7 protein-coding genes and 1 pseudogene are annotated in these 14,619 nt (G+C 75.7%); 7 read left to right on the top strand and 1 reads right to left on the bottom strand.

The window, feature by feature from the left end; all coding sequences use genetic code 11:
• The first annotated feature begins 104 nt into the window (after window positions 1-104).
• From FOE67_RS03985 to FOE67_RS03955, 7 genes and pseudogenes are all read left to right on the top strand, one after another.
• Window positions 105-1,157 (top strand): ABC transporter substrate-binding protein, encoded by a 1,053-nt coding sequence (locus FOE67_RS03985; protein WP_182660437.1) that lies wholly within the window; start codon window positions 105-107, stop codon window positions 1,155-1,157.
• Complete coding sequence (locus tag FOE67_RS03980; protein ID WP_182660434.1) at window positions 1,154-2,176, top strand: FecCD family ABC transporter permease; 1,023 nt, start codon at window positions 1,154-1,156, stop codon at window positions 2,174-2,176. The genes FOE67_RS03985 and FOE67_RS03980 overlap by 4 nt, the downstream gene beginning before the upstream one ends.
• A gap of 29 nt (window positions 2,177-2,205) precedes the next feature.
• Complete coding sequence (locus FOE67_RS03975) at window positions 2,206-3,240, top strand: FecCD family ABC transporter permease (RefSeq protein ID WP_182660439.1); 1,035 nt, start codon at window positions 2,206-2,208, stop codon at window positions 3,238-3,240.
• Window positions 3,237-4,121: an ABC transporter ATP-binding protein gene (locus FOE67_RS03970; protein WP_182660432.1), complete on the top strand. Its 885-nt coding sequence runs from the start codon at window positions 3,237-3,239 to the stop codon at window positions 4,119-4,121. The genes FOE67_RS03975 and FOE67_RS03970 overlap by 4 nt, the downstream gene beginning before the upstream one ends.
• Window positions 4,093-10,599, top strand: a complete 6,507-nt coding sequence (locus tag FOE67_RS03965; RefSeq protein WP_182660430.1) for a non-ribosomal peptide synthetase — start codon at window positions 4,093-4,095, stop codon at window positions 10,597-10,599. Before FOE67_RS03970 ends, FOE67_RS03965 begins: the two co-directional genes overlap by 29 nt.
• Window positions 10,596-11,993, top strand: a pseudogene (locus FOE67_RS03960) (DHA2 family efflux MFS transporter permease subunit); the annotation flags it as partial. The gene FOE67_RS03965 and the pseudogene FOE67_RS03960, both read left to right, overlap by 4 nt.
• The gene (locus FOE67_RS03955; protein WP_182660441.1) at window positions 11,992-12,402 is read left to right on the top strand and encodes a hypothetical protein; all 411 of its coding nucleotides are present in this window, start codon (window positions 11,992-11,994) and stop codon (window positions 12,400-12,402) included. The pseudogene FOE67_RS03960 and the gene FOE67_RS03955, both read left to right, overlap by 2 nt.
• Window positions 12,403-12,708: 306 nt before the next feature.
• Here FOE67_RS03955 and lysS read toward each other — a convergent pair whose 3' ends face one another.
• Complete coding sequence (gene lysS / locus FOE67_RS03950; RefSeq protein WP_182660428.1) at window positions 12,709-14,469, bottom strand: lysine--tRNA ligase; 1,761 nt, start codon at window positions 14,467-14,469, stop codon at window positions 12,709-12,711.
• Between the last annotated feature and the right edge of the window lie 150 nt (window positions 14,470-14,619).

Raw genomic sequence — 14,619 nt, 5'->3', positions numbered from 1 at the left:
ACCCCGCCCCACCCGGGGGACTGTCCCGCCGGAACCACCATCAGCTAAGGTAAGGCTTACCTAAGTTGGCAGGGTCAGTCTGCCGCGAAAGAGGGAGTTTTCGCATGTCCATCCGCAGATCCGCGGTCCTCGCCGGCGCCGTCGCCCTGGCCCTGAGCCTCACCGCGTGCGGCGGCTCCTCCGACGCCGACGGAAGCGGCAACCCCGGCAACTCCGGTAACTCCGACAACTCCGACAACGGCGACGCCGAGGGCACGGAGTCGAACGAGACCCGGGTGTTCACCGCGGACAACGGCGACATCACCATCCCCGCCGACCCGCAGCGCGTGGTGGCCACCGGCTACGCCGTGCCCGTCCTCATCGAGGCCGGCGCCCCCCTGGTCGGCATCTCCTCCTGGCAGCGCGGCGAGCCGCTGATGACCGAGGAGGACCTCGCCACCTACGAGGGGATCACCCGGGTCGCGGGCGAACTGGCGGCGGAGACCAACTACGAGGCCATAGCCGAGGTCGAGCCCGACCTGATCGTCATCGGCGTGCCCGCCCCGGTCCTCGGCGACCTCGACCTCGACCGCCTGGAATCCATCGCCCCCGTCGTGGCGATCGGCCCGACCATCCCCTCCGCCTGGCGCGAGCTGTCCCGGCAGCAGGCCGACGCCGCCGGCGCGCTGGAGCAATTCGACGAGGTGCAGGCCGAGTACGAGGCCGCCGCCGCCGAACTGGCCGAGAAGTACGCCGACGTGCTGCCCGACCTGGACTTCGGCCACATCGGCGCCTACGGCGAGGTGGCGGGCGGCACCTTCCAGCGCGAGTTCGGCGGCTCCTGGGGCACCAACGTCGCCGAGGACATCGGGGCCGGCTACTACGGCGAGGTCAAGGAGCCCGGCCCGGGCTCGCGCGCCGTCAGCGAGTACCCCTCCATCGAGGAACTGCCCGAGTCGCTGGGCGACGCCGAGGCCATCACCTACACGGTCAACGCCGACGGCAGCGTTCCCGAGCCGGTGCAGTACGTCATGGACTCCGAGCTGTGGCAGAACCTGCCCGCCGTGCGGGCCGGCATGACCTTCCCCGTCCGCTACACCGAGGCCGCCACCTACCGGCAGGCCATGCTGGCACTCGAGGCGCTCGACGAGTCGTTCGCCCCGCTGCTGGACCGGTGACCGTCAAGGATCGCGAGGCCCGGCGGACGGGAACCGCGCGGGGGGTGACGCAGGTCGGTCTGCTCCTCGGCGGGTTGGCGCTGCTGCTGGTCGTCGCCGTGGTCGGCATCGGGATCGGCGCCCGCTCGATCCCGCCCGCCGAGGTCGTCCGGGCCCTGCTGGACCCCGCCGGCACCGACGACCACGTGATCGTCCGCGAGCTGCGCCTGCCCCGGGCGCTGCTGGCCGTCGTGGTGGGCGCCGCGCTCGCCGTGGCGGGCGCGCTGATCCAGACGATGACCCGCAACCCGCTGGCCGAGCCCGGCATCCTCGGCGTCACCGCCGGCGCCGGGTTCGCCATCACCCTCGGGTCGGCGTACGGCCTGGCCGCCGGCCCGGCGGGCACGATGGGCTTCGCGATCCTCGGTTCGGTCCTGGCCGCGGCGCTGGTCACCGCGGTCGGGCGGCACTCGCCGCTGCGCCTGGTCCTCACCGGCGTGGCGCTCACGGCGGTGCTGGGCGGCGTGGCCCTGGGCCTGCGCCTGATGACCCCGGACGTCTTCGACGTCTACCGGTTCTGGTCGATCGGTTCGCTGGCCGCCCGGGAGCAGGCGCCGATCCTCATCCCGGTCACCGCCGTCCTGGTGGCGCTGGCCTGCGCGCTGCTGCTGGGCCGCTCGCTCAACGCCCTGGCGCTGGGCGAGAACGTGGCGCACACCCTGGGCGCCCGGGTGAACCGGGTCCGGGCAGCGGTGCTGGTGCTGGTCACCGTGCTCAGCGGGGCGGCGACGGCGTTGGCCGGGCCGATCCTGTTCGTGGGGCTGATGGTGCCGCACCTCGTCCGCCGCGTGGCGGGGGGCTCGGTGCCGTGGCTGCTGGCGCATTCGATGGTGGTGGGTCCGATCCTCCTGATGTTCGCCGACATCGGCTCGCGGGTGCTGCTGCCGACCGGCGAGGTGCCGGTGGCGATCGTGACCGCGTTCCTCGGCGGTCCGATACTGATCCGGGCCGTCCGTCGCCACGGGGCGGGGACGCTGTGACCGATCTGCGCGAACGCCCCCGCACGCCGATGACCCGCGCCCCCCGACCGCGCCGCGGCCCGCGCGAACTGCGGCTCGGCCGCCTGCGGGCCGACCTGCGCACCGTCGTCCTCACGGTGGTGCTGGTCGCCATTGCCCTCGGGCTGGCCCTGGTGGGCCTGTGCTTCGGCGCCTCGTGGTCCACCCCCGGCGAGGTGTTCGCCGTGCTGTTCGGGCCGGAGCACTCCGTGGTGATCGTGGAGTGGCGACTGGCCCGGGTGACGGCGGCGCTGGTCTTCGGGGCCGCGCTCGGCGTGGCCGGGGCGATCTTCCAGAACCTCACCCGCAACCCGATGGGCAGCCCGGACGTGATCGGGCTGGACACCGGCTCGTACACCGGGGCGCTGTTCGCCATCACGGTGCTGGCCGGCACCTCCGGACAGCGGGCGCTGGCCTCGGTGGTCGGCGGTCTGGCGGTGGCCGCGGCGATTTACCTGCTCTCCTCCAAGGGCGGCTTCTCCGGGCTGCGGCTGGTGGTCATCGGCATCGGCGTCAACGCCATGATGACGGCGGTCAACTCCTGGATCGTGCTGCGCGCCGAACTGGAGGTGGCCATCGCCGCCGTGGGCTGGAGCGCGGGCTCGCTCAACGGCGTGGGCTGGCACCACCTGTGGCTGCCCTTCACGGTCCTCGCCGTGCTGCTCGCGCTCCTGGTGGCGCGGGCGCACGCGATGCACCAGACCTCCTTCGGCGACGCGATCGCGGTGACCACCGGGGTCTCCCTGAAGCGGCTGCGGCTGCTGATGGTGCTGATCGGCGTGGGCTGCACCGCCACGGTGACCGCCGTCGCCGGGCCGATCGCCTTCATCGCGCTGGCCGCCCCGCAGATCGGCCGCCGGCTCGCCGGCGCGCCCGGGGTGCCGCTGCTGCCGGCCGCGCTGACCGGGGCCGTACTGCTGCTCGGCGCCGACCTGATCGCGCAGGCGCTGCTGGCGCCCGTCGCCCTGCCGGTCGGTGTGGTGAGCACCGCGATCGGCGGCTGCTATCTGATCCGGCTGCTGACCAGGGAGGTCCGGCGGGCATGACCGCACACCCCGACGCACGCGCCGACGCCCGGGCGGGGACCCCGGAGGCGCATCCCGACACGCCCCCGACCGTCCGACTGACCGCCCGGGACCTGACCCTGCGCTACGGCGACCGGGTGGTCTCCACCCGGCTGAACCTCGACATCCCCGACGGCGCGTTCACCGCCGTCGTGGGCCCCAACGGCTGCGGGAAGTCCACCCTGCTGCGCGCCTTCGTCCGGCTGCTGCGCCCCGACTCCGGGCACGTGGGGTTCGACGGCCGCGACGTCGGCGACTACCCCGCCAAGGCGCTGGCCCGGCAGTTGGGTTTCCTGCCGCAGGACCCGTTGGCCCCCGAGGACATCCGGGTCCGGCAGTTGGTGCGCCGGGGCCGGTTCCCGCACCAGTCCCTGCTGGGGCTGTGGGCACCCGGCGACGAGGAGGCGGTCGAGGAGGCGATGGTCGCCGCCGGTGTCGAGGACCTCGCCGACCGCCTCGTGCGGGAACTCTCCGGCGGCCAGCGGCAGCGGGTGTGGGTGGCGATGGTGCTCGCCCAGCGGACCCCCTACCTGCTGCTGGACGAGCCGACCTCCTTCCTCGACATCACCCACCAGTACCAACTCCTCGCCCTGCTCTCGGAATTGCGGGACCGGGGCCGGACGGTGATCGCCGTCCTGCACGACATCAACCAGGCGTGCCGCTTCGCCGACCACATGGTCGCCGTGCGCGAGGGCCGCGTGGTCGCCGAGGGCGTTCCGGCGGACATCGTGGACGCCGCACTGATCAAGGACGTGTTCGACCTGCCGAGCCTCATCGTCCCCGATCCGGTGACGGGCACGCCGATGGTCGTCCCCACACTCCAAGGAGACCGAGTTGAGCACCCCCCACCTCTCCCCGGATGAGCCGCTTCCCCTGACCGGCGCGCAGCTGGGCATCTGGAACGCCCAGCGCCTGGAGCCGGACTCGCCGTACTACCTGGTCGGCGACGTGATCGCGATATCCGGTGACGAACCGGTGGACACCGGGGCCCTGGCCGAGGCGATCCGGGCCACCACCGAGGAGGCGGAGAGCCTGCGGCTGCGGGTGACGGACACCCCCGACGGCCCCCGCCAGGGCGTCGACACCGCCCCCGTCGAGCCGCCCGCCGTCGTGGACCTGACCGGGGAGGCCGACCCGGAGGCCGCCGCCACCGCCTTCGTCGAGGCCGAACGGGCCAGGTGCGCCGAGGAGTTCCGGGGGATGGTGGACCGGCGGCTGTACGCGCGAACCGTCCTGCGGCTCTCCGAGCGGGAGGTCTGGTACACCCAGCTCGGCCACCACCTGGTCTTCGACGGGTACACCGCCGCGATGCTGGCCCGCCGCACCGCCGCCCGGTACACCGCCCTGGTGCGCGGCACCGAGCCGCCCGCCCGGACCTTCGGCGCGTTCGCCGACGTGGTCGCCGCCGACCTGGCCTACCGGGGGAGCGAGCGGGCCGCCACCGACCGCGCCTACTGGGTGGACCGCTTCACGCCGCTGCCCGACCTCGACGGTTCCGCCGGCCCGGACACCGCCGCCGGCCCGCCCGACCGCACCCTGACCGCCCGCGCGGAGGTCTCCGCCGAGGAGTTGGCCGCGCTGCGCGCCGCCGCCGACCGGGCCGGCGTCACCTGGGGCGAGGCGCTGATCGCCTGCTACGCCGCCTTCCTGCACCGGGTGCTGGGCCGCACCGACGTGGTGTTCGCGCTGCCGCTGATGTGCCGATCGGGCTCGGCGGAGCTGCGCACCCCCTCCATGGCGGTCAACGTGCTGCCGCTGCGGGTGACCGTGCGCCCCGCCGACGACCTCGGCGAGCTGGGCCGGCGGGTCGCCGCCGCGATGCGCGAGATGCGCGCCCACCAGCGGTACCGGGGCGAGGACCTGCCGCGCGACCTCGGCGTCCCCGGCGCCGGCGGCCTGCTGCACGGGCGCGGCATCAACCTCAAGGCGTTCGACCTGACCCTCGACTTCGCCGGCTCGGTCGGCGTGATGCGCAACGTGGCGGGCGGCCCGCCGGAGGACATGGGCCTGAGCGTGCTGCCGACCCGCGACGGCGGACTGCTGCTCGGCTTCGAGGTGGACGCCCGGACCCACGACCGGACCGCCGTGGACGCCAGGCTGGGCGCGCTGCGGGCCATGCTGGCCGGTCTGACCGACGGCCGGCCGGTGGGGCGGATCCCCCTGACCGGCGCGGCGGGGGTCCCGGCGCAGTGGGCCCCGCCGGCCCTGCCGGGCACGCCGACGGATCTGCCGACGGCGTTCGCCGCGATGGTCGCCGCCGACCCCGACCGCACCGCCCTGGTCGACGCCGAGGTGCGTTGGAGCACCGGGGAGCTGGGGGAGCGGGTGCACCGCCTGGCCCGGGCGCTGCGGGCCCGGGGCGTCGGCGCGGACGACGTGGTGGCGCTCGCGCTGCCCCGCTCGGCGGACACGCTCGCCGCCGTGCTCGCGGTGCAGGCGGCGGGCGCCGCCTTCCAGCCGCTGGACCCCGAGCAGCCGGCGGAGCGGACGCGCGAGCTGATCGCCGACACCCGTCCGGCGCTGGTGCTGACCGCCGGCGGGGCGGACGGTGCGTCGACGGACGACGCGTTCGACGTGCCGCTCCCCGCCCCGACGCTGCCCGTGGACACCCTGTGGGCGGAGGCCGCCGACCTTTCCGGCACGCCCCTGACCCCCGGGGAGCTGTCCGGGCCCCGGCACCCCGACCACCTCTCCCACGTCATCCACACCTCCGGCTCCACCGGCCGCCCCAAGGGCGTGCTCGGCCGGGTGGGCGGCCTCGCCGCGCTCCTGCACCACCAGCGCGCCACGGTGATCGCGGACGCCGAACGGGCCGCCGGCCGGCGGCTGCGGGTCGCCCACACCTACTCCCTCGCCTTCGACTCCGCCATCGAGCCCCTGCTGTGGCTGCTGTGCGGGCACGAACTGCACCTCTACGAGACCGACACCGCCCGGGACGCCGACGCCCTGCTCGCCGCCTTCGCCCGGGACGGCATCGACGTCGTGGACACCACCCCCTCGATGGCCGTGCCGCTGCTCGACGGCGGTCTCGCGGAGCTGCGGCCGACGCTGCTGGTCCTCGGCGGGGAGGCCACCCCGCCCGCCCTGTGGCGGCGGGTCGCCGCCTCGGGGATCACCGCCCGCAACATGTACGGGCCCACCGAGGCGACCGTGGACGCCGCCGGCGCCCCGATCACCGGGGAGGAACCGACCATCGGCCGGCCCCTCGCCGGCACCCGCATCCGGGTCCTGGACACCGCCCTGCAACCGGTGCCGCACGGCACCCCGGGCGAGCTGTACCTGGCCGGCCCGCACCTGGCCCGGGGGTACCTCGGCCGGCCCGACGCGACCGCCGAGCGGTTCGTCGCCGACCCGTTCGGCCCGCCCGGGGAGCGGATGTACCGCACCGGTGACCTGGTGCGGTGGGTGCCCGGGCGCGGCCTGGAGTACCTGGGGCGCGGCGACGGGCAGGTGAAGGTCCGCGGCCACCGGGTGGAACTCGGCGAGGTCGAGGCCGCGCTCGGCGCGGTTCCCGGCGTCGCCGCGGCCGCCGCCGCCGTGCGCTCCTCCCGGCTCCTGGGCTACGTCGTGCCCGCCGCCGCGAACCCCGCCGGCACCCCCGGCGCCCCCGGCACCGCCGAGGCCCCCGCGATCACCGGGGAGGCGGTGCGCGCCCACCTCGCCGGGCGGCTGCCCGACCACCTGGTGCCCGCCGTGGTGACGGTCCTCGACGCGCTGCCCGTCACCGCCCACGGCAAGCTCGACCGCGCCGCCCTGCCCGCCCCGGCGGTCACCGGCGGCGGCCGGGAGCCGGCGACCGACCACGAGCGGCTGCTGTGCGCGGCGGTCGCCGAGGTCCTCGGCACCGAACGGGTCGGCCCGGACGACGACTTCTTCGCCCTCGGCGGGGACAGCATCACCGCCATCACCGTCAGCAGCCGGCTGCGCGCCCGTGGCCTGGAGCTGCGCCCCCGCGACCTGATGGCCCGCCGCGACTTCGCCTCGCTGGCCGCCGCCGCCCGACCGGTGGCGGACGAGCCCGCGCCGACGGACGAGCCGGTCGGCCCGGTGCCCGCGCCGCCCATCGTGCGGCAACTCCTGGACCCGCACCCGGACCCGGCCGTCATCGCCGGGTACGCGCAGTGGACCGCGCTGCGCGTCGGCCTCCCGGGCCGGGGGGACCTGGAGCGGGGCGTGCGGGCGGTGCTGGAGCGGCACGACGCGCTGCGACTGCGCCTGACCCCCGACGGCCCGGAGGTGCTGCCCGCGGGGGCCGTGCCGGCCGTCGTCACGGAACTCCGCGGCACGGACGTCACGGACCCCGCCGACACCGCCCGGGCGCTGGCCGGGGAACTCGACCCCGCCTCGGGCGATCTGCTGCGGGTGGCGCTGATCCGCGGCGCCGCCCGGGGCACGGACGAACCGGAGCTCCCCGATCACCCGGACCGCCTGCTGATCGTCGCGCACCACCTCGCCGTGGACGGCGTCTCCTGGCGGATCCTGCTGCCCGACCTGCACACCGCCTGCGCCGGTGGCGTCCTCGACCCGGTCGGCACCTCCTGGCGGCGGCACGCGGCGCTCCTCGCCGAGCAGGGCCGAACCGGCGCCCGGCGCGGCGAACTCGACCTGTGGCGCGGGGCACTCGCCTCCGCCGCGCGCCTCGGCCCCCGCGCCCTCGACCCGTCCCGGGACACGGCCGCGACCGCGCACCGCTCGGTCACCGTCGCCTCCCCGGAGGTCACCGAGGCGGTGCTCACCACGCTGCCCGCCTCCTACCGCGCGGGCGTGGACGAGGTGCTGCTGGCCGCCCTGGTGCTCGCCCTGCGGGAGTCCGGACTCACCGATGGCGGAGACCGGACCGACGGGGCGGTGACCGTCACCCTGGAGGGACACGGCCGCGAACACCTCGACCTGGCCCGCACGGTCGGCTGGTTCACCGCCGAGTACCCGGTGCGGGTGCCCACCGCCGGGGACGTGCGGCAGGTGCTGCGCGCCGCCAAGGAGGCCAAGCGCGCCGTCCCCGACGGCGGGATCGGCTACGGCGTGCTGCGCCACCTCGACCCGGTGGCCGGCCCGGAACTGGCCGCGACCCCGCCGCCGGACGTGCTGCTCAACCATCTGGGCCGCTTCGCCCCGCCCGCCGGCACCGACTGGCGGCTGCCCGAGCGGGACGCCTTCTCGGTGGTCGAACCCGACGCCAAGGCCCTGGAACAGGTGCTGGCCCTCAACAGCTTCGTCCACGAGGCCACCGACGGGCGCGACCACGACGGCCACGACGGGCCCCGGCTCGCCGTCGAGTGGACGGCGGCCGGCGGCGTGCTCGACGCCGACCGGCTGGAGACCCTGCGGAAGGCGTGGGACGCGGCGCTGGAGGCGCTGGCCGCCCACGCCCGGGAGGCCGTCGGCGGGCTCACCCCCTCCGACCTGCCGCTGGTCGACCTCGACCAGGTGGCCATCGACGCCCTGGAGAGCGGGACCGGGGGCCGGATCGCCGACGTGCTGCCCACCACGCCCCTGCAACTCGGCCTGGCCTTCCACACCCTGGCGCGCGGCGACCGCGACACCGACGTGTACGTGGTGCAGGCCGTGGCGACGCTGGTCGGCGAGCTGGATCCGGACCGCCTGGCGGAGGCGGCGCGGGAACTGCTGCGCCGGCACCCGGCGCTGCGCGTCCACCTCGCCCCCGTCGACGACCCGGGCGGCACCGGCACCGCGAACGGCACCGGCACCGGCGAGGGGATCGTGCAGGTGGTCCCGGCCGACGTCACCCTGCACTGGCGGCGCGACGACCGCTTCCCCGAGGCCGCCCGCGAGGAACTGGAGCGCCCCTTCGACCCCACCCGGCCGCCGCTGATCCGCTTCCTGCTCTCCCGGGTCGGCCCCACCGAGCACAAGCTGGTGATCACCAACCACCACGCGCTGCTCGACGGCTGGTCCACACCGCTGGTCGGCCACACCCTCCTGGCGATCCACGCCGAGTTGGGCGGCGGCCCGGTCGCGCCCACCGCCCCGCCGCCCACCGAGTACTTCCGGTGGCTGGCCGGCCGGGACCGGCAGGCCTCCCTGAACGCCTGGGGGGAGGCGCTGGCCGGGGCGGAGACCACCCGGTTGGCCCCGGCCGGCACCGGGACCGGCGCGCAGGAGCGGCCCGAACGGGTGAGCCTCGACCTCGGCCGGGAGTTCAGCGACCGGCTGCGCGCCTTCGCCCGCGAGCGGGGCGTCACCCTCACCACCGTGTTGCAGACCGCCTGGGGCCTGCTGCTGGGCCGGCTCACCGGCCGCCGAGACGTGCTGTTCGGCTGTCCGGTCTCCGGCCGGCCCGCCGAGGTCCCCGGCGTGGAGTCGATGATCGGTCAGCTCGGCGCCACCGTCCCGGTGCGTGTCCGGTACGCCCCGGACGAGAGCGCGCGGGAGGTGATGGAGCGCCTGCACGCGGAGAGCGTCGCGCTGACCGACCACCACCACGTGGGCCTGCCCGCCATCCGGCGTGCGGTGGGCATCGGCGACCTGTTCGACACGGTGCTGGTGATGGAGAACTTCCCCCTGGTCGACCGGACCCGGATCCCGGTCGAGCCCGGCCTGGACCTGGCCGGGGTGGAGATCACCGACGCCACCCACTATCCGCTGACCGGCGTCGTCCTCCCCGGTGACGCGATCACCATCCACCTGGACCACCGGCCGGACGTCTTCGAGGCGGAGACCGTGCGGGGGTACGGCCGTCGGCTGCTCGCCCTCCTGCGGGAGATCGTGGCCGACCCCGACCGGCCCGCCATCGCACTGTCCCTCCTCGACCCCGCGGAACGGGAGGAGGCGGCGCGCCTCGGCGGCGGGTCCGCCCCGGCCCGGGAACGCGGGCCCGGGCGGTACGGGTGCGACGAGGCGGGACCGCCGTCGACCGACCGCCCCGGCTCCGACGCCCCCGCCGAGGGAACCGGGCCCGACCCGGCCCGGCTGCGCGCGGAGCCGGCGGCGAGCACCCCGCCGGGACGGCAGCCGTCGGGCCCGGGTGGCGGGCACGCCGCCGCGACCCCGGCCGGGCCGGAGGTCGTCGCCGAGCGACGCGACCCCGCCGGACCGGCCGAGGCGACCCTGCTGGAGGTGCTGCGGGAGGTGCTGCGGGAGATCCCGGGTACCCGGGACATCGGCCCCGACGACGACTTCCTCGCCCTCGGCGGGGACAGCATCGCCTCCCTCCGGGTGGTCTTCCGGGCCCGCCGCCGGGGACTGGACCTGACCGCGCGGGACGTCATCGAGGGCGGGACCGTCGCCGGGATCGCGGCCCGGGCCCGCCCCCTGACCGCCGGCGCGGCCCCGGGCGGGCGGCCCGACCGGGGCGCGCGCGCCCTCCCAGAGCGCCGATGAGCCCCGGCACGGCACCGCCCGACGAGCGCTCCGGGACCGACCGGCGGCTGCTGGGCATCGCGTTCGTTCTGGTCCTGGGCACCTTCATGGCGACCGTGGACGCCACCATCGTGGCCGTCGCCATCGACACCCTGGCCACCGGGTTCGACGCCCCCGTCGCCGACATCCAGTGGGTCACCACCGCCTACCTGCTGGCCGTCGTCGCCGCCGTGCCCGCCTCCGGTTGGCTCGCCGACCGCTTCGGCGGCCGGCGGGTCTGGCTGCTCGCCGTGGGCGGATTCCTGGCGGCCTCGGCGCTGTGCGCGCTGGCCTGGTCGCTGCCGAGCCTGATCGTCTTCCGGGTGCTCCAGGGCCTGACCGGCGGGCTGCTGCCGGCCACCGGGCAGGCCCTGCTGGCCCGGGTCGCCGGGCCCGGACGCACCGGGCGGGTGCTCGGCGTGGTCGCGGTCGTGCCCATGCTCTCCCCGGTGCTCGGGCCGCTGATCGGCGGCGCGATCCTCGGCGCGGCGTCCTGGCCGTGGCTGTTCCTGGTCAACCTTCCGATCGGGGCCCTCGCGATCCCGCTCGCCCTGCGGTACGTGCCCGTGGTGCCGCCGGCGCCCGTGCACACCCCCTTCGACCTGCGCGGTGCCCTGCTGCTGTCGCCCGGCCTGGCCGTGCTGGTCCTCGGCCTGACCGAGGTCGCGCACGGTCGGGGCCTGCCCGCCGCCCTCGGGGTGGCGGCCGGCGCGCTCATGCTGGTCGGGTTCATCGTGCACGGCCTGCGGGCCCGCCGCGCGCCGCTGATCGACCCCCGGCTGTTCACCCGCCCGCCGTTCGGCGCGGCGGCCCTCGCCCTCCTCGTGCTGGGCGCCTCGGTGTTCGGCACGACCTTCCTGTTGCCCCTGTACCTGCAGACCGGCCACGGTCTGTCGGCACCCGGCGCCGGGTTGGTGCTGGCCTTTCAGGGGGTGGGCGCGGTGGCCGGCTCGGTGCTGGTCCACCGCACCATCGACACCCTCGCCCCCCGCACTCTCGTCCTCGCCGGCATCGGACTGATCCTGCTCGGCACGATCTCCTTCACCCAACTCGGCCACGACCTGCCCGAGGCCCTGATCACCGGCTCCCTCGTGGTGCGCGGCCTCGGCATGGCCATGGTCGGCGCGCCCGTCATGAACATCGTCTACAGCCGTGTCGAACCCGACCTGCTGCCCCGTGCCGCCGGTGCCCTCAACCTGCTCAACACCGTCGGCGGCTCCATCGGCACCGCCCTCCTCGCCGTCGTGCTGCAGAGTCGCCTGGAGACCCGGGGCGCCGATGTCCCGCAGGCGTTCGCCGACACCTTCCACTGGGTGCTCGGTCTCTGCCTGATCGCCGCGGCCGGCGCCACGAGGCTTCCCCGAACCCGTCCCCGTGGGTCCCAACCGCAGCCGGGCGCTGGGCCCCGTCGCCGACCCGATGGAGCCGTTCGACAGCGACGACACCCTCCGGCGGGTCGAACCCCTCACGGTCACGGCCGTCGTCGACCAACCGCCGCTGCCCGACCCCTCCGAGCACCGGCCGCAACCGCAGGCCGCCCCGGAGCCGGAGCGCGCGATCGGCCTGCCGGCCGGGAAGGCCGAGGACGCGGCCCTCTACGAGTTCCTCGGCACCTACGTCATGGCGCAGGGGGAGTACCCCAACGCCCGGCAGTTCTCCCGACACCTGTTCGACAACCACGGCGTCCGCAACGCCGACGGCGGTCTGCTGACGGAGGGGTACCTGCGGCCCCTGCTCTCGGAGATGAAGCGACGTCACCGCAGCGAGATGGGCACCGGCGTCTGACCGGTTCCGGACCGACGCCCGGTCCGCTCCGCGCGGCCGGAAGGCGGAACTCCCGCGCGTCCCCGGCGGCCCCGGGTGCGGGCCCCGTACCGGAGCCCCTTCCCGGCGGGCGTGACCCCGGAGACGCGTTCGGTCCCGCGCACCGCGAACCGGCGGTCCGCCCGGCGACCGTGACGGGCCCTCCGTCGCGAGCCGGGACGCGGGGCGGTGCGGCCCCGGTACGGCCGCCGCACCGCCCGAGGACACCGCTCCCCCGACCGGCGGGCCACACGGCCGGCGCCGGCGGAAACCGGCGCCGGTCCGGCGTCAGCCGCCGACCAGGGCGCGGACCCGGTCGGGCCCGGCGGCGAGCAGCAGCGTGGGCAGCCGGGGGCCGGTGTCGCGGCCCACCAGCAGCCGGTACACCAGGACGAAGAACTCCCGCTGCGCGAGCTTCAGCTCCGGCGTCGGCTTGGCGTCCGGGTCCAGCCCGGCCATCACCTTCGGGATGCCGTACACCAGCGTGGTCAGCCCCTCGGGCGACCAGTGGGTTTCCAGGCCCTCCACCAGCAGCCGCAGTTCATCGCGCTGCGCGTCGTCGAGGCCGGCGAGGAGTTCCGCGTCCGGCTCGGTCCGCAGGCGGGTGCGCTGGTCGTCCGGGAGGCGGGTGGCGACCCAGCGGGCGGCGCGGTCGAGCCGGGGACGGACCTCGTCGATGTCGGTGATGGGCCGCTCGGGGTCCAGGTCCCGCAGGATGCGGGTGAGCTGCTCCTCGTGGCCGGTGGTGATGTCCACCAGCGAGGCGAGGGTGCGGTAGGCGACGGGCCGGGGGGTGGCCGGCAGGTCACCGGCGGCGGTGGAGACCGCGCGGCGGTGGGCGGCGATGTCGCCGGGCTGGGCGCGCCCCTCCTCGATCTTGCGGCCCAGGGCGTCCCACTCGTCGTAGAGCCGCTGGATCTCCTGGTCGAAGGCGACCTTGAAGGACTGGTTGGGCCGGCGGCGGGCGTACAACCAGCGCAGCAGCGGCACCTCCATGATCTCCAGGGCGTCGGCCGGGGTCGGCACCCCGCCCTTGGAGCTGGACATCTTCGCCATACCGGTGATGCCGACAAAGGCGTACATCGGACCGATGGGCTGCTCGCCGTCGAAGATCTCGGTGACCAGCTGTCCGCCGACCACCCACGAGGAGCCGGGCGACTGGTGGTCCACACCGGAGGGCTCGAAGACGACGCCCTCGTACACCCAGCGCATCGGCCAGTCCACCTTCCAGACCAGCTTGCCGTGGTCGAAGGTGTTCAGGTTCACGGTCTCGCCGTGGCCGCAGGCGCAGGTGTAGGCGAGGTCGCGGGTGTCGTCGTCGTAGGCGGTGACGGTGGTCAGGTCCCGGCCGCAGACGGTGCAGTACGGCTTGTAGGGGAAGTAGCCGGCCGTGCCCGAGCCGCCGTCGTCCTCGTCGGCGGCGCCGGAGCCCTCGACGGCCGCGAGTTCGGCGGCGTCGGCCGGGGTCTGCTGCTTGGCACCCTTGGCCCCCTTGGCCGGGGCGCCCTTGGCACCGGTGCCGGCGCCGGGCTTGGTGCGGTAGCGGTCCAGCACGGCGTCGATGCGTCCGCGCTCGCGCATCGCGAAGGCGATCTGCTCGCGGTAGGCACCGGAGGTGTACTGCGCGGTCTGGCTGATCCCCCGGTACTCCACGCCGAGTTCGGCGAGGGCGGCCTCCATGGGGGCCCGGAAGTGCTCGGCCCAGTTGGGGTGCGGGCTGCCGGGCGGGGCGGGGACGGAGGTCAGCGGCTTGCCGATGTGCTCCTCCCAGGACGCGTCCACGCCGTCGATGCCGGCCGGGACCTTGCGGAACCGGTCGTAGTCGTCCCAGGAGATGATGTGTTCCACGGCGTGGCCGCGCCGGCGGATCTCGTCGGCGACCAGATGGGGGGTCATGACCTCCCGGAGGTTGCCCAGGTGGATCGGTCCGGAGGGGCTGAGCCCGGAGGCGCAGACGATGGTTTTGCCGGGTGCGCGACGCTCCGCCTCGGCGATGACCTCGTCCGCGAAGCGGGACACCCAGTCGGTCTCGGGGCTGCTGTCGGCCACGTCGGGCACTTCCTCACTCGTCTCACGGCCTGGTGGTGGGCGGCGGCGCGCCGCCCCGGGGCATTCTTCCACCCGCCGGGCACCCCCCGGAAATCGCCGGACCGGGCCGGAGGGGTCGGCCGGGCGTCCCGTCGGGAGGGCTGTCTCTTG

This window comes from Streptomyces calidiresistens (genome assembly GCF_014141525.1).
Classification (GTDB): Bacteria; Actinomycetota; Actinomycetes; order Streptomycetales; family Streptomycetaceae; genus Streptomyces; species Streptomyces calidiresistens.
This window is presented reverse-complemented; position numbering and strand designations above follow the sequence as displayed.

Coding starts and splice junctions, on each gene's coding strand:
- FOE67_RS03985 (WP_182660437.1), top strand. CDS start 105: ATGTCCATCCGCAGATCCGCGGTCCTCGCCGGCGCCGTCGCCCTGGCC.
- FOE67_RS03975 (WP_182660439.1), top strand. CDS start 2,206: ATGACCCGCGCCCCCCGACCGCGCCGCGGCCCGCGCGAACTGCGGCTC.
- FOE67_RS03970 (WP_182660432.1), top strand. CDS start 3,237: ATGACCGCACACCCCGACGCACGCGCCGACGCCCGGGCGGGGACCCCG.